Below are 16,886 nucleotides of genomic sequence, written 5' to 3' on the forward strand. Positions count from 1 at the left end.
GGGGATAAACATGACGAAGGAATTTGAGTTTTTAAAAGCAGAGCTTGATAGTATGAAAGAAAACCATACATGGCAAGACATAAAACAGCTTGAATCTATGCAGGGCCCATCTGTTACAGTGAATCACCAAAAAGTCATTCAGCTATCTTCTAATAATTACCTCGGATTCACTTCACATCCTAGACTCATCAACGCCGCACAGGAGGCCGTTCAGCAGTATGGAGCCGGCACCGGATCAGTGAGAACGATTGCCGGTACATTTACAATGCATCAAGAGCTTGAGAAAAAGCTGGCAGCCTTTAAAAAAACGGAGGCGGCACTTGTATTCCAATCAGGCTTCACAACAAACCAAGGCGTACTTTCAAGTATTCTATCAAAAGAGGACATTGTCATCTCAGATGAATTGAACCATGCCTCTATTATTGACGGAATTCGACTGACAAAGGCGGATAAAAAGGTGTATCAGCACGTCAATATGAGTGATTTAGAGCGGGTGCTGAGAAAGTCAATGAATTATCGGATGCGTCTGATTGTGACAGACGGCGTATTTTCCATGGATGGCAACATAGCTCCTCTGCCTGATATTGTAGAGCTCGCTGAGAAATATGACGCATTTGTGATGGTGGATGACGCCCATGCATCCGGAGTACTTGGCGAAAACGGCAGGGGAACGGTGAATCACTTCGGTCTTGACGGCAGAGTTCATATTCAGGTCGGAACATTAAGCAAGGCAATCGGAGTGCTCGGCGGCTACGCTGCAGGTTCAAAGGTGCTGATCGATTATTTGCGCCATAAAGGCCGTCCATTTTTATTCAGCACATCTCATCCGCCGGCAGTCACTGCAGCTTGTATGGAAGCGATTGATGTCTTGCTTGAAGAGCCGGAGCATATGGAGCGCTTGTGGGAGAATACTGCCTATTTTAAAGCAATGCTTGTGAAAATGGGTCTGACTCTCACGAAGAGTGAAACGCCGATTCTTCCTATTTTAATTGGTGATGAAGGTGTGGCAAAGCAATTTTCAGATCAGCTCCTTTCTCGCGGTGTTTTTGCCCAAAGTATCGTTTTCCCGACTGTAGCAAAGGGAAAAGCCAGAATTCGCACGATTATAACAGCAGAGCACACCAAGGATGAACTGGATCAGGCGCTTGATGTCATCGAAAAGACGGCAAAGGAGCTCCAGCTATTGTAACAAGAGGAAGAGTTTACTCTTCCTCTTTTGATTCCTTATTGATTATTATTCTCAATGAGTGTACAATGATAGGTTGCCAGTTGTGCAGAGCTTCAATAACCTTTATACTGAAGGGTGGAAGTTTGGTTTGAAAGGAGAAAATATGACATGAATGAAAAACAAAAATTAGAGAGCGGACAAGTTAATCCATCGGACAAAAAATCCGAGAAGGATTACAGCAAGTACTTTGAAGCTGTTTACATTCCGCCTTCTTTAAAAGACGCGAAAAAACGAGGCAAGGAAGCCGTTACTTATCATAATGACTTTAAAATTTCTGAACAATTTAAAGGATTGGGAGACGGAAGAAAGTTCTATATCCGTACGTACGGCTGCCAAATGAATGAACACGATACAGAGGTTATGGCAGGGATCTTTATGGCGCTCGGTTACGAAGCGACAAACTCTGTTGACGATGCCAATGTCATTTTGTTAAATACATGTGCAATCCGTGAAAATGCTGAAAACAAGGTGTTTGGTGAGCTCGGGCACTTAAAAGCACTGAAAAAAAACAATCCCGATCTGATTTTAGGCGTGTGCGGCTGTATGTCCCAAGAGGAATCAGTCGTGAACCGTATTTTGAAAAAACATCCGTTTGTCGATATGATTTTCGGAACGCATAACATTCATCGCCTGCCGGAGCTTTTGTCAGAAGCATACCTTTCAAAAGAAATGGTTGTAGAAGTTTGGTCTAAGGAAGGGGACGTTATTGAAAACCTTCCGAAAGTCCGAAATGGAAAAATTAAGGGCTGGGTCAATATCATGTACGGCTGTGACAAATTCTGTACGTATTGCATTGTGCCTTACACACGCGGAAAAGAAAGAAGCCGCCGCCCTGAAGATATCATTCAGGAAGTGAGAAGGCTTGCAAGTGAAGGCTATAAGGAAATTACTCTGTTAGGCCAAAACGTAAACGCGTATGGAAAAGACTTTGAAGATATGACGTACGGACTTGGTGATTTGATGGATGAACTGAGAAAAATCGATATCCCGAGAATCCGTTTTACAACGAGTCATCCGCGCGACTTTGACGACCGCCTCATTGAAGTGCTGGCAAAAGGCGGAAATCTGCTTGATCACATTCATCTTCCGGTTCAATCAGGAAGCTCAGAAGTTCTGAAGCTGATGGCCCGCAAATATGACAGAGAGCGTTACATGGAGCTGGTGCGAAAAATTAAAGAAGCAATGCCAAACGCTTCTTTGACAACGGACATTATCGTCGGATTTCCAAATGAAACGGACGAACAGTTTGAAGAAACGCTTTCTCTATACCGTGAAGTGGAGTTTGACAGCGCCTATACGTTCATTTACTCTCCGCGTGAAGGCACTCCGGCTGCTAAGATGAAAGATAATGTACCGATGCGTGTGAAAAAAGAACGCCTGCAGCGTCTAAACGCACTGGTGAATGAAATTTCTGCTAAAAAAATGAAGGAATACGAAGGCAAGGTTGTCGAAGTATTAGTTGAGGGTGAAAGCAAAAATAACCCTGATATTCTTGCCGGCTATACTGAAAAAAGCAAGCTTGTCAATTTCAAAGGGCCGAAGGAAGCCATCGGCAAAATCGTCCGCGTGAAAATCCAGCAAGCGAAAACATGGTCGCTTGACGGAGAAATGGTAGGAGAAGCAATCGAGGTGAAATGAGATGACGCTCTACTCAAAAAAAGACATTGTGCAGCAGGCACGAAACCTTGCAAAAATGATCTCTGAAACAGAAGAGGTTGATTTTTTCAAACGGGCTGAAGCGCAAATCAATGAGAATGACAAAGTGTCCACAATCGTTAATCAGATTAAAGCCCTGCAAAAGCAGGCTGTCAATCTGAAGCATTATGAAAAGCATGAAGCGCTCAAACAAGTAGAAGCAAAAATTGACGCGCTGCAAGAAGAGCTTGAAGAGATTCCTGTTATCCAGGAATTCAGAGACTCGCAGATGGAAGTAAATGACCTATTGCAGCTCGTTGCACACACCATTTCCAACCAAGTCACAAATGAAATCATCACATCAACCGGAGGCGACCTGCTGAAAGGGGAAACCGGTTCAAAGGTGAAGCATTCAAATAACAGCTGTTCTCTCTAAACACGGTGCCTTTACAGGCCCGTGTTTTTTTATGTGTGGGTTATGAACTAAATAATCTATGTACCAAATGTTCAATTGGTTTTTCTGTGCGCAGCCGCGTGTAAACTTTATCGCACTTATAAGTAAAGTTTCTAGGCTCACCTGCATACAATGGAACAGAAACTTTGTATTTTTATATTTTATTTATAAAAATGCACACTAGACAAATGCCCAGCATAAGATAACACGAAGAAGAACAAGGAGGCATGCCGGAATGTCTGAATACAGGGAAATTATTACGAAGGCAGTAGTAGCGAAAGGCCGAAAATTCACCCAATGCACCAACACCATCTCGCCTGAGAAAAAACCGAGCAGCATTTTGGGTGGTTGGATTATTAACCACAAGTATGACGCTGAAAAAATTGGAAAAACGGTAGAAATTGAAGGGTATTATGATATAAACGTATGGTACTCTTACGCGGACAACACAAAGACAGAGGTTGTCACAGAACGGGTAAAATATGTAGATGTCATTAAACTCAGATACAGAGACAATAATTACTTAGATGATGAGCATGAAGTGATTGCCAAAGTGCTTCAGCAGCCAAACTGCCTTGAAGTGACCATTTCGCCGAATGGAAATAAAATCGTTGTGCAGGCAGAAAGAGAATTTTTGGCGGAAGTGGTAGGGGAAACAAAGGTAGTTGTTGAGGTCAATCCTGACTGGGAAGAGGATGACGAGGAAGATTGGGAAGATGAGCTTGATGAAGAGCTTGAAGACATCAACCCGGAGTTTTTAGTGGGAGATCCTGAAGAATAAAAAAGGGACTAGGGGAGACAGTACCCCCAAGTCTCTTTTTTATATTGATATATCATTCTTTTATCACTTTTTGTTTATGTTATAATGAAGGTTGGAAAATAGAAACGTTGATACATAGTGAGGGGTTAAACAATGGCCGGTTATACGCCTATGATACAGCAATATTTAAAAATAAAGGCAGAGCACCAGGATGCCTTTTTATTTTTTCGCCTGGGTGATTTTTATGAAATGTTTTTTGAGGACGCCAAAAAAGCGTCACAAGAGCTGGAAATTACGTTAACGAGCAGAGATGGCGGTGCGGCTGAAAAAATACCGATGTGCGGTGTGCCGTATCATTCTGCTTCCGCGTATATTGAACAGCTTATTAAAAAAGGATACAAAGTGGCGATCTGTGAACAGACGGAAGATCCGAAAGCCGCAAAGGGCGTTGTGAAAAGAGAAGTGGTTCAGCTGATTACGCCCGGAACTGTAATGGACGGCAAAGGCATCCATGAATCGGAAAATAATTTTATCGCATCTGTTTCAGCCTGCTCGAACGGATACGGACTTGCGCTGTCTGATTTAACAACGGGAGAAAATTTGGCTGTTTTGATTGAACGGCTTGAAGACGTCATATCAGAAATTTATTCAGTCGGCGCACGGGAAATCGTGGTTTCAGGAAGCTTGGATGCCGATACAGTGGCACAGCTGAGAGAGCGGTGCGGTGCAACGATCTCAATTGAAGATGGAGAAACAGACGAACACGTAACGATCATTGAGCACTTAAATAATGAAGATATAACAAAAACATTTATGCGCTTATATACGTATTTGAAAAGAACCCAAAAGCGCAGCCTTGATCATCTTCAGCCCGTGCAGGTGTATGAGCTTGAGGAAGCGATGAAAATTGACTTGTACTCAAAGCGTAATCTGGAGCTGACCGAAACGATTCGTTCGAAAAATAAAAAAGGCTCCCTTTTGTGGCTGCTGGATGAAACAAAAACGGCAATGGGAGGCCGGCTGCTTAAACAGTGGATTGACCGGCCGCTTATCAGAGTCAATCAAATCGAAGAGCGCCAAGAAATGGTGGAAACATTAATGTCCCATTTCTTTGAACGGGAAGATCTGCGTGAACGTTTAAAAGAAGTATATGACTTAGAACGCCTTGCCGGACGCGTTGCATTCGGAAATGTCAATGCCCGGGATTTGATTCAGCTGAAGGAATCGTTAAAGCAAGTTCCTGGCATCAAACAGCTGGTTGCTTCACTGGCTCATGACAAGGCCAAGGAACGTGCAGAGCGCATTGACCCTTGCGGGGATGTACTTGAACTGCTGGAAGAAGCGCTGTACGAAAACCCTCCTTTATCGGTAAAAGAAGGGAACCTGATTAAAGATGGTTATAATCAAAAGCTTGATGAATATCGTGATGCAAGCAGAAACGGAAAAGACTGGATTGCCCGCCTGGAACAGCAGGAGCGGGAATACACAGGCATTCGCTCTTTAAAGGTCGGCTTTAATAAAGTTTTCGGTTATTACATTGAAGTGACAAAAGCAAATTTGCATTTGCTTGAGGAAGGGCGTTATGAGCGGAAGCAGACGTTAACCAATGCAGAGCGCTACATTACACCTGAATTAAAAGAAAAAGAAGCGCTCATTTTAGAGGCGGAAAATAACATCTGTGAGCTGGAGTACGAGCTGTTTACCGAGCTGCGCGAGAAAGTGAAGCAGTATATTCCGCGGCTGCAGCAGCTTGCAAAACAGATGAGCGAGCTGGACGCACTGCAATGCTTTGCGACAATCAGTGAAAATCGCCACTACACGAAACCGGAGTTCTCTAAAGATGAAGTCGAAGTGATTGAAGGCAGACACCCGGTTGTTGAAAAAGTCATGGACAGCCAGGAATATGTCCCGAACAACTGCATGATGGGCGATAACAGACAAATGCTTCTCATTACAGGTCCAAACATGTCAGGGAAAAGCACGTATATGAGACAAATCGCGCTCATTTCCATTATGGCGCAAATCGGCTGCTTTGTACCCGCGAAAAAAGCGGTGCTTCCGATTTTTGATCAAATTTTTACGCGAATCGGCGCTGCAGATGATTTGATTTCCGGACAAAGTACATTTATGGTAGAAATGCTTGAAGCGAAAAATGCGATTGTCAATGCGACGAAAAACAGCCTCATTCTGTTTGATGAAATCGGGCGGGGAACGTCCACTTATGACGGCATGGCGCTGGCACAGGCGATTATTGAATATGTTCACGATCATATCGGCGCCAAGACGCTGTTCAGCACACACTATCACGAGCTGACCGTTCTTGAGGACAAGCTGCCCCAGCTGAAAAACGTTCATGTTCGCGCTGAAGAATATAACGGAACGGTTGTCTTTCTTCATCAAATTAAAGAAGGTGCGGCTGATAAAAGCTATGGTATCCATGTAGCTCAGCTTGCCGAACTGCCGGGAGATCTGATTGCGCGCGCTCAAGATATTTTAAAAGAGCTTGAGCATTCAGGAAACAAACCGGAAGTGCCGGTGCAGAAACCTCAGGTGAAAGAAAAGCCGGCACAGCTGTCCTTTTTTGACGAAGCGGAAAAGCCGGCTGAAACACCAAAGCTTTCAAAAAAAGAAAAGCAAGTGATCGATGCTTTCAAATCACTTAATATACTGGATATGACACCGCTTGAAGCGATGAATGAAATGTACAAGCTGCAAAAGAAATTACATTAAAACGGGGTGATGAATGTGGCAAAAGTCATCCAGCTGTCAGATGAGCTTTCAAATAAAATAGCGGCGGGCGAGGTTGTGGAACGGCCCGCCTCAGTCGTCAAAGAATTGGTGGAAAATGCGATCGACGCTGACAGCACAGTCATTGAAATCGATATTGAGGAAGCAGGCCTTGCATCCATTCGGGTCTTGGATAACGGCGAAGGAATGGAGAATGAAGATTGCAAGCGAGCTTTCCGCCGCCACGCAACGAGTAAAATAAAAGATGAAAATGATTTATTCAGGGTGAGAACGCTCGGTTTCAGGGGAGAAGCCCTGCCGAGTATCGCGTCAGTCTCTCATCTGGAGATTACAACAAGCACTGGTGAAGGAGCTGGGACGAGGCTCGTCCTCCAAGGAGGAAACATCATTTCCGAATCGCGTTCCTCAAGCAGGAAGGGAACTGAAATTGTCGTTTCCAACCTGTTTTTTAACACACCGGCCCGTTTGAAATATATGAAAACCGTTCATACAGAGCTTGGAAACATTACAGACGTGGTTAACCGTATTGCTCTGGCGCATCCAGAGGTATCGATCCGCTTGCGCCATCATGGGAAAAACCTGCTTCAAACGAACGGAAACGGAGATGTGCGCCATGTACTGGCAGCGATTTACGGCACGGCTGTCGCCAAAAAAATGCTTCCGCTGCATGTGAGCTCCTTGGATTTTGAAGTAAAGGGATATATCGCCCTCCCAGAGATTACACGGGCGTCGAGGAACTATATGTCGTCTGTGGTCAATGGCCGTTACATTAAAAATTTCCCGCTCGTCAAAGCGGTTCATGAAGGCTATCATACGCTTCTGCCGATCGGACGCCATCCGATTACTTTTATAGAAATTACGATGGATCCGATTTTAGTCGATGTCAACGTGCATCCATCGAAGCTTGAGGTTCGGCTCAGCAAGGAAACAGAGCTTCATGACTTAATTCGTGACGGAATTAAAGATGTATTTAAACAGCAGCAGCTGATTCCGAGTGCCCAGCTCCCGAAAAAATCGGCACCTGTTATCAAAAATGAGCAGCAGTTCATAACCTTTGATGAAAAGCCTCCGGAAAGAAAAGTTCCGGAAAAAGTGCATGCGCCATCTTATTCACCAATGAAGCTCAGCTCAGTCGTGAAAGAGCCGGTTGATGCGGAGGAAGAATTGCCTCCTCTCCAATTTGATGCTCCTCCTATCGTTGATCAGGAACAAACCCTTGAGGTGTCCGATGTTTCAGAAGAACTGCCTGAAACATTTGAGCAGGAATGCCATGAGGAACAGCAGCAGCCAGCGTCTGAGCGGGTTCCGATTATGTACCCGATCGGCCAGATGCACGGGACTTATATATTGGCACAAAACGAAAACGGCCTGTATATTATCGACCAGCACGCCGCCCAAGAACGTATTAAATATGAGTACTTTCGTGAAAAGGTGGGGGAGGTTGAGCCTGAGGTGCAAGATATGATTGTACCGCTGACGTTCCACTACTCCACAAATGAGGCTTTGATTATTGAACAGCACAAACAAGAGCTCGAAAGCGTCGGTGTCTTTTTAGAGTCATTCGGCTCTAACAGTTACATCGTCCGCTGCCACCCGGCCTGGTTTCCAAAGGGAGAAGAAGCAGAGCTCATAGAAGAAATCATTCAGCAGGTGCTCGACTCCAAAAATATAGATATTAAAAAACTTCGCGAGGAAGCGGCGATTATGATGAGCTGCAAAGGCTCCATCAAAGCAAATCGCCACCTCAGAAACGACGAAATCAAAGCGCTTCTGGACGACCTCCGAAGCACATCAGACCCATTTACATGCCCGCACGGCCGCCCGATCATCATACACCATTCCACTTATGAGATGGAAAAGATGTTCAAACGCGTGATGTAGCGGGGGTGGTAAGCATTGATCCATTCTCTGAATGGATCAATGCTTTTTTTGTACTCCTTCGAGTGTCAGATTATAAGAAACGGTTGTAAACGTGTGAGCAGTGTTAACGCATTATACTTCATGGTTCCTCTGTATAACAAAATTTCCATTTACAGACAATTGGGATTAATGTATATTTTGGGTGAGGGGGTGGAAGCACATGGCATGTGGTCCGAAGATCATTATCTTTTTGGATGAACTTGATGATCCGAATGTAAGAATCATTTTAGAATGCAGAATTTAATTACAACATTGTGTTTTGCTCCCTGTTCGTGTGAACAGGGAGTTTTTTTCGTTTATATAACTGGTGATGTCCAAATATAGGGTGTTATGAATTTTCCATATCTGCCATCGGCATTTTAAGCTGCTTCTCTATTAGGCTGGTTATCAAAAGCAAGTTCAATGAAAGCCATGAAAGCTGATATCACAACAAGCAAGACATCTGGAATATAAATAGACTGCATAAAGTAATCTGCAAAACAGATCGTTATAAGATTGCTGATAAAATACAGTATAAAAGCAAAAAGTGCAGTCTTTTTCAATGAAAGTGATTTTGCCAAAATGATAGAGATAATCTTTGTGAGTGGGTCTATGATTAATCCTACAGCAAAGCAGGCTAAAATAAATAAAGCTAATGTTTGATTGGAAGCGTATGTGATGCCAAGTATGGAGAATAAGCCTTTCATCCCGAAGAAAAAGCCGCCGAAGATGACTGCAAGCGCAATGGCCGCGATAAAAGTGATAGATACAATTCCGATTAATTTTGATCTCAGGTTAAAATCTTTAGAGTGCTCGTTCTGTTCTTTTTGGTTCAAGTATGACACTCCCTTCACCTGCTTACTCATACAAACAGCACCCTTGAATCAGCCCAAAATATCTATAAGTCTATTTTAACAAAACCAAAAAAGGCCTTTCCACTAGGGAAAGGCCTTTTTCATCATGTTAACTCCTGAGATTCGCCGAAGCTTTCTCTTTTTTTGGCCAAATAAAATAGCTGGCTGTAATGAGAAAGTCAATGCCTATAATGACAGTCCACAGTTTAAGAATGCCGCTCAACGCCTCGGTTCGGGAAGAGTCATTGATAAAATAGATCATCCCTGCCAATAGTCCCGCACCAATTAAGTAGGCCAGCACATGTCTTAGCCAGCCTTTCGCACCGTGCTTGGCATGGTCCATTCCAAAACGTTTCAGCGGTTTTGCGCCTTTTTTTGTCACATAATATTGAAACTTTTCATCTGCCCATTGAATCATTTGTTTCCCATAAGCGATCGATATACCGATGTAAACAGCTGCAATCCCATGGGCTGCGGTCGCTGAGGCTCCGCGGTAAAGGTCCACACCAGTTGCCGCTAACAAAATCAAATCGATAACTGGAGTTAAGGCAAGGAATAGCAGTCCTAATGTATGTCGTTTGAATACGTAACGTACAGCAAGCCCCAAAACAATGACAACCCAAAACGCAATTTCACAGAAAACAATCATCCATGCGATACCGTTCAATCCATTCCCCTCTTTTCAATACAGTTGTATTATTTAAATAATATGTTACCATCTTTGTTTTTGTAACACAACTGTATTATAAAATTGCCCTCTCATTTTTTTCTTGTTACAATAAAGCTATGCCAAAACAAATTGACCATGAGAAAAGAAGAAAACAAATTGCAGAAGCAACGTGGCGCGTCATTTTAGAACGAGGGATGGAGGGAGCATCAGCCAGGAACATTGCAAAGGAAGCAGGATTGTCATTAGGTGCGCTGCGCCATTATTTCTCTACACAGGATGAATTGCTTGCTTTTGCAATGAAACTTGTCCAAGAAAAGGTGACGGACCGAATTAAGGACATTGCAGTGAGGGATTTGCTCCCTAAGGAAAAAGTGTTGCAAATTTTGCTTGAAATGGTCCCAACGAATGAAGAAACGATTAGAGAGATGGAGGTTTGGTTTGCTTTTACTGCTTACGCCAGACATAAAAAGGATATGTTTGATGCGAGTCATGACGGGATTTTCAGCGGCATGCGGAATCTGATTGCCTATTTAGATGAATCCGATTTACTGAAGCAGAATGCTGATAAAGACATTGAAGCTGAGAGACTTTACGCGCTTGTTGACGGCTTGGCTTTACATGCCATGCTTGACCCTGTGCGAGTGAATAAAGACCGAATCAAGCGGGTCATTATGCAGCATGTAGAGTCAATTTGCGTGGAAGATACACGTGAGACACAAAAACGACATCCTTAAGGCACTAGTGCGAAAAGCGATTCTTGTTGGGCATGCGTCCAAAAGAGTCGCTTTTTTATTTTCAAAGAACAAGGATCTCTGAAAAAAATGGAAAACAATCATGCTGTTTGGTAAAGTGGAATGAAAGACGGACTAAGGGGTGAACACTGGTCCATCGTTTAAGAACTTTACATGATAGGGATGGTATAAATGAATCTTACTTACAAGGTGCATCCAATTAAAACAAGGTATCAAGGCTGGACGAATTATTGCTATATCATTGAAGATATTGTAAGCAGATCTGCAATTGTTGTTGATCCCTCATGGGAATTGAGTAAGATAACCACTACACTTTCTCAACTCGAAGCGGAATTAAAGGCAGTCGCATTGACACACTCTCATTATGATCATGTAAATCTGGTAGACCCGCTGACGAAGATGTTTAACGCTCAAGTTTATATGTCAAAAAAAGAAATTGACTATTATCAATTCCGATGCAGAAATTTAATTAGCCTAGATGATCATCAGACAATCAGCATAGGAAACACAAGAGCACAATGCCTTCTCACACCGGGGCATACAGCCGGCGGAATGTGTTATTTGTTTTCTGAGAGTATTTTTACCGGAGATACGGTGTTTACAGAAGGGTGCGGCATATGTGAGGATGATGGCAGCTCTGCGGAAGAGATGTTTGATAGTATTCAAAGAATAAAGTCGGAGGTTTCACCCCATGTACGGGTGTATCCTGGTCACTCATTTGGCAAATCGCCCGGCCATTCGATAAAGGATCTTTATCAGCATAATATTTACTTTCAAATTGATAAGAAAGAATATTTTGTGAAATTTCGCACTCGTAAAAACCAAAAAGGTATTTTTGATTTTAAATAATCCTTCTGAATCTATTATCCTATTTTTCTTCGAATATCTAAATGATTTTTATTTTCGAAAATGATTATATAGAAGGTGTTATTTATTTTGAAAACTCATTTGAAAGAAAATGAAGCGTATTATCATGATATGGCGCCCTATACGTAATCCGGGTCTTTTTTCTTATGTTCTGTTATATCTCCTGATCCTTTATTCCTCAATGGAAAAAAGCAGAAAAACAATCGAGCAAACTGTAGGAAAAATTAACTTGACGGATAATATTTACAGAGGTTACCATCAACATGAACATGCTACTATTTATCCGGTCATCACTATTATAAAATCATACAGAAGTGAAACACATCTACTAATCGGAAGGGTGGCTTTGAGAGAATGATCACATATGTTTTTCCAGGTCAGGGTTCACAGAAACAGGGAATGGGTAGCGGCCTATTCGATGAATTTAAAGAACTGACGGATCAGGCAGATGAGATCTTAGGATATTCAATCAAACGTCTTTGCCTGGAAAATCCTTATTCCAATTTAAACAAAACGCAATTTACTCAGCCGGCATTATATGTGGTAAACGCACTAAGCTATCTGAAAAAAATCAAGGATGAAGAAGTTAAACCTGACTTTGTCGCCGGGCACAGCTTGGGTGAATACAATGCGTTATTTGCAGCTGAAGCCTTTGATTTTGAGACAGGTTTACAGCTTGTCAGAAAAAGAGGCGAGCTGATGAGTCTGATAAGCAACGGCGGTATGGCAGCTGTTATGGGACTAAATGAAGAGCAGGTTGCAAAGGCTCTGAAAGAATATCATTTACATGATGTTGATATCGCTAATGTGAATGCCCCATATCAAATTGTAATTTCAGGAAAAAAAGATGAGATTGAAAAAGCCGCATCTCTTTTTGAAACGATGACTGAAGTTACAATGGTACTCCCCTTAAACGTAAGCGGCGCGTTTCATTCCAGATACATGAATAAGGCAAAAGAAGAATTTGAGGAGTTCCTTCATGCCTTTTATTTTTCGCCTCCGTCTATCCCGGTTATTTCTAATGTGTATGCCAAACCGTATACATACGAATTCATGAAACAGACGCTGGCTGATCAAATTAATCATTCAGTGAAATGGACTGACAGCATAAGATACTTAATGAAAAAAGGCCATATGGAGTTTGAGGAGGTAGGGCCTGGAAATGTTTTAACTGGGTTAATTCATCGCATAAAGAAAGATGCGGAAGCAATGCCCCGCTAAAGCATTTGCCCCTATGGCCATGTATCTCATCAATCAGGTCTAAACACAAATTTCCTTTCATTTAAGGTATAAAGTTTTAAAGATTCAATCGTTCGATTGACACTGTTTCTAATTGAATAACTTTATATACTGTTACATAAAGAGGCTGATAAATTAAGTTAGACATTTGAACTATGTCAGCCGGTCTGTCAAACCATCGCTCCCACATCTAGATGGTCCATTTTTTAACCGCACCCACCAATCATAGAGTCGATGTTTTTTGCTGATCCTGTTATCATGTTACATCAATTTTGAGATATCAACATACATCTACGATCACGTCATAAATGAACCGCATCCAGAGCACCAATAGCAATCCTTCCAAGTTGAATCTCCTTTACTTTTTCACATATGTCTTTTCCATTTATTAATTTCATTTCAATCGCTGCTATGTGCTTTACAACATACATGGAAATGAGAAATCCAATAGCCGTTATAAATATAAAAAAAGAAGGTTATACACATGAAAGAACCGCTTGTTTTTATGTTTTCCGGGCAAGGTTCCCAATACTATCACATGGGGAAAGAACTATTTAAGGAAAATGCCGTGTTTCGCCAATCAATGCTTAAAATGGATGCCATTGCAGCACGGCGAATCGGCACATCCATTGTTGAAGAAATCTACCATCAAGATAAACGTGTGTCAGATCCGTTTGACAGTATTCTTTTTTCCCACCCCGCCATTTTTATGATTGAGTATTCCTTATATAAGGTTTTGGAAGACAGGGGAATTTATCCTGATTACGTATTGGGATCAAGTCTGGGAGAATTCGCAGCAGCGGCAGTTTCTGGTGTGTCAGACGCAGAGGATATACTGGATTGCATACTTGAACAGGCTATTATCATCCAAAATTCCTGCGATAAAGGAAAAATGCTGGCCATTCTGGACAAACCGCAATTGCTGAATGATTATCCGCAACTGTTTGGAAATAGTGAACTCATTTCTATCAATTATGATTCGCACTTCGTCATTTCTGGTGAAGAAGATCATATAAGGAGGATTATGGAGGATTTAAAGGAGAAGCAGATTCTTTGCCAGCTGCTTCCTGTGTCCTATGCCTTTCATTCTTCGCTTATTGATCCGGCAGAGAGTGCCTATGCAGAATTTTTAAGATCAATATCTTTTCAAAAACCGTCAATACCGATTGTATCGAGCTTAACGGGAAGCTGCCTTCACGTAATGGACGAGAATTTCTTTTGGAATGCGGTCAGAAAGCCAATGATGTTTCGTGAAGCGATTCGATATTTGGAAAGCCAGCATACATGCAAGTTTATCGATTTAGGGCCATCCGGCACCTTAGCTGCTTTTGTGAAACAGCTGATTCCGGGTGATTCAGCTGACCGTTGCTGCTCAATCATAACACCATTTCATCAGGAGCTGAAAAATCTGAATACGGTTGAGTATTTCCGTACACCAGAAAGGAAGTTTACAAGATGATTACATATGTCTTTCCAGGGCAAGGCTCCCAGCAAAAGGGGATGGGACAAGGCCTATTTGAACAATATCAGCATTTGACTGATCAAGCAGATCAAATATTGGGCTATTCAATAGAGAAGCTATGTACCGAAAAATCATATCTGGATGTAAATCATACTGAATACACGCAGCCGGCTTTGTACGTTGTTAATGCACTCAGTTACTTGAAGAGAGTGGAGGAGACCGGCAGAAAACCTGATTTTGCGGCAGGACACAGCTTAGGAGAATACAATGCGCTGATGGCAGCCGGTGCATTTGATTTTGAAACCGGATTAAGGCTCGTCAAAAAAAGAGGAGAATTGATGGGACGAATTACAGGGGGCGGAATGGCTGCTGTGATCGGCCTGAGTAAGGAACAAGTTACAGCCGTTTTAGAAGAGCACCGTCTTTATGACATTGATGTGGCAAATGAAAATACGCCCCGGCAAATTGTGATTTCTGGCCCGAAAAACGAGATTGAAAAAGCTCGGGCTGTTTTTGAAAACACCAAGGATGTAAAGCTGTTTCATCCATTAAATGTGAGCGGAGCTTTTCATTCCAGATATATGAATGAAGCCAAACAGGTATTTAAGCAATATATTGACTCATTCCAGTTTGCACCTTTGGCGATCCCGGTTATCTCCAATGTCTATGCAGAACCATACCATCAGGAACGGTTAAAAGATACATTATCTGAACAGATGGACAACACAGTGAAATGGACGGACAGCATTCGTTTCTTGATGGGAAGAGGAGAAATGGAGTTTGAAGAGATTGGGCCTGGAACTGTTTTAACCGGTCTCATTCATCGGATTAAAAATGAAGCTGAACCATTGACATATATATCGAAAAAGAACCCCGCGATCAGTGCGCATTTAAAGGAGCAACGCAATGTTCAAGCCGGGATTACGGCAGAATCTTTAGGAAGTGCTGAATTTAAACAAGATTATCATCTTACATATGCTTATCTTGCAGGAGGAATGTACCGCGGCATTGCTTCGAAAGAAATGGTAGTAAAGCTGTCAAGAGCGGGAATGATGGGGTTCTTTGGCACAGGAGGTCTGAGCCTGAAAGAGGTTGAAGATGCGATCCATGCTATACAAGGTGAATTAGGGGAAGGACAAGCCTACGGCATCAATCTGGTCCACAATATGAAACATACTGAATCAGAAGAAAAAATGATCGATCTTTTATTGAGGAATCAAGTGAGCATTGTGGAGGCTTCAGCATTTTTAAGTGTCACTCCTGCATTAGTAAGGTACCGCGCAAAAGGAGTGAAACGAAATCAAAATGGTGACGTTATATGCTCAAATCGTCTCATAGCAAAAATATCACGGCCGGAAGTTGCAGAGTCATTTCTGAGTCCTGCGCCTGAGAATATGCTGCAAAAGCTTTTAGGAGAAAATAAAATCACTATGAACGAAGCTGAGTTGTTGCGGTGCATTCCGATGGCAGACGATATTTGTGTAGAAGCTGATTCAGGCGGTCATACAGATGGCGGTGTAGCATACAGCCTGATGCCGGCGATGACATCTTTAAGAGATGAAATGATGAAAAAATATCAATACCGGAAAAAAATAAGAGTTGGTGCAGCTGGAGGAATTGGAACACCAGAGGCAGCGATGGCGGCTTTTATGCTAGGAGCTGATTTTATTCTAACAGGCTCAATCAATCAATGTACGGTTGAGGCGGCAACAAGTGATAAAGTAAAGGATTTGCTTCAGCAGATGAATGTACAAGATACAGCCTATGCGCCTGCAGGTGATATGTTTGAATCAGGCAGTAAAGTGCAGGTGCTAAAGAAAGGCGTGTTCTTTCCCGCACGGGCAAACAAGTTATATGAACTGTATCAGCGATATGGGTCTATACGTGAGCTGGATGCAAAGATGCTGGCCCAGCTTGAGGAGAAATACTTTAAACGCAGTATAGAAGACATATATAAAGATATTGCATTGCATTATCCCGCTGCAGACATTGAGAAGGCTGAACAAAATCCGAAGCATAAAATGGCTTTGATTTTCCGATGGTACTTCAGATACAGCTCAAAATTGGCAATCAGCGGAAGCGAACATTCGAAGGTCGATTATCAAATTCACTGCGGTCCCGCGCTGGGAGCCTTTAATCAATGGGTTAAAGGATCGCAATTAGAAAATTGGCGAAACCGCCATGTGGATGAAATCGGGAAAAAATTAATGACAGAAACTGCAGTATTGCTTCATGAACGGATGCAATCGATGTATCAGCCGTCGCATGAAACAGACAATATAAAAATAAAAGTTTGAATATTATGAAAATATACCTAT

14 protein-coding genes are annotated in these 16,886 nt (G+C 42.4%); 12 read left to right on the plus strand and 2 right to left on the minus strand.

The annotated features are described in order from the left end of the window. The first annotated feature begins 10 nt into the window (after positions 1-10). The 6 genes from MKX38_RS09010 (at position 11) to mutL (ending at position 8,706) form a co-directional block, all read left to right on the plus strand. Positions 11-1,189: a glycine C-acetyltransferase gene (locus MKX38_RS09010; protein WP_041336018.1), complete on the plus strand. Its 1,179-nt coding sequence runs from the start codon at positions 11-13 to the stop codon at positions 1,187-1,189. A 147-nt stretch (positions 1,190-1,336) separates the two neighbouring features. Further along, the gene (gene miaB, locus MKX38_RS09015) at positions 1,337-2,866 is read left to right on the plus strand and encodes a tRNA (N6-isopentenyl adenosine(37)-C2)-methylthiotransferase MiaB (RefSeq protein ID WP_014664026.1); all 1,530 of its coding nucleotides are present in this window, start codon (positions 1,337-1,339) and stop codon (positions 2,864-2,866) included. Position 2,867: 1 nt separating this feature from the next. Then, complete coding sequence (gene ricA, locus MKX38_RS09020; RefSeq protein WP_003231834.1) at positions 2,868-3,299, plus strand: regulatory iron-sulfur-containing complex subunit RicA; 432 nt, start codon at positions 2,868-2,870, stop codon at positions 3,297-3,299. Positions 3,300-3,552: 253 nt separating this feature from the next. Continuing rightward, complete coding sequence (gene cotE, locus MKX38_RS09025) at positions 3,553-4,098, plus strand: outer spore coat protein CotE (RefSeq protein WP_003231833.1); 546 nt, start codon at positions 3,553-3,555, stop codon at positions 4,096-4,098. Between the two features lie 132 nt (positions 4,099-4,230). After that, the gene (mutS, locus tag MKX38_RS09030; protein WP_339189207.1) at positions 4,231-6,807 is read left to right on the plus strand and encodes a DNA mismatch repair protein MutS; all 2,577 of its coding nucleotides are present in this window, start codon (positions 4,231-4,233) and stop codon (positions 6,805-6,807) included. A 15-nt stretch (positions 6,808-6,822) separates the two neighbouring features. Further along, the gene (gene mutL / locus MKX38_RS09035) at positions 6,823-8,706 is read left to right on the plus strand and encodes a DNA mismatch repair endonuclease MutL (RefSeq protein ID WP_339189210.1); all 1,884 of its coding nucleotides are present in this window, start codon (positions 6,823-6,825) and stop codon (positions 8,704-8,706) included. 398 nt (positions 8,707-9,104) lie between these two features. Here mutL and MKX38_RS09040 read toward each other — a convergent pair whose 3' ends face one another. After that, positions 9,105-9,560, minus strand: coding sequence for a regulatory YrvL family protein (locus tag MKX38_RS09040; protein ID WP_015252068.1), 456 nt, complete (start codon positions 9,558-9,560; stop codon positions 9,105-9,107). Between the two features lie 127 nt (positions 9,561-9,687). Next, positions 9,688-10,245, minus strand: coding sequence for a hypothetical protein (locus MKX38_RS09045; protein WP_032725722.1), 558 nt, complete (start codon positions 10,243-10,245; stop codon positions 9,688-9,690). Positions 10,246-10,364: 119 nt separating this feature from the next. Between MKX38_RS09045 and MKX38_RS09050 the strand changes: the two genes are divergently transcribed. The 6 genes from MKX38_RS09050 (at position 10,365) to fabD (MKX38_RS09075) (ending at position 16,865) form a co-directional block, all read left to right on the plus strand. Then, positions 10,365-10,982 carry a TetR/AcrR family transcriptional regulator gene (locus MKX38_RS09050; protein ID WP_003231827.1) on the plus strand — a complete coding sequence of 206 codons (618 nt, stop codon included), beginning with the start codon at positions 10,365-10,367 and terminating at the stop codon, positions 10,980-10,982. 189 nt (positions 10,983-11,171) lie between these two features. Then, the gene (locus MKX38_RS09055) at positions 11,172-11,849 is read left to right on the plus strand and encodes an MBL fold metallo-hydrolase (RefSeq protein WP_163131289.1); all 678 of its coding nucleotides are present in this window, start codon (positions 11,172-11,174) and stop codon (positions 11,847-11,849) included. A gap of 109 nt (positions 11,850-11,958) precedes the next feature. Then, entirely contained in the window at positions 11,959-12,225 is a 267-nt protein-coding gene (locus MKX38_RS09060) for a hypothetical protein (RefSeq protein WP_120363368.1), read from the plus strand. Beyond that, positions 12,222-13,088, plus strand: a complete 867-nt coding sequence (fabD, locus tag MKX38_RS09065) for an ACP S-malonyltransferase (protein ID WP_326353827.1) — start codon at positions 12,222-12,224, stop codon at positions 13,086-13,088. Before MKX38_RS09060 ends, fabD (MKX38_RS09065) begins: the two co-directional genes overlap by 4 nt. 502 nt (positions 13,089-13,590) lie before the next feature. Further along, a complete protein-coding gene (locus tag MKX38_RS09070; protein WP_339189214.1) occupies positions 13,591-14,565 on the plus strand; it encodes an acyltransferase domain-containing protein in 975 nt (324 codons plus the stop codon). Continuing rightward, on the plus strand, positions 14,562-16,865 hold the full coding sequence (gene fabD / locus MKX38_RS09075; protein WP_339189217.1) for an ACP S-malonyltransferase: 2,304 nt from the start codon (positions 14,562-14,564) through the stop codon (positions 16,863-16,865). The genes MKX38_RS09070 and fabD (MKX38_RS09075) overlap by 4 nt, the downstream gene beginning before the upstream one ends. Positions 16,866-16,886: the final 21 nt, after the last annotated feature.

Origin of the sequence: Bacillus sp. FSL M8-0025 (assembly GCF_037975475.1) — a bacterium.
Classification (GTDB): domain Bacteria; phylum Bacillota; class Bacilli; order Bacillales; family Bacillaceae; genus Bacillus; species Bacillus subtilis.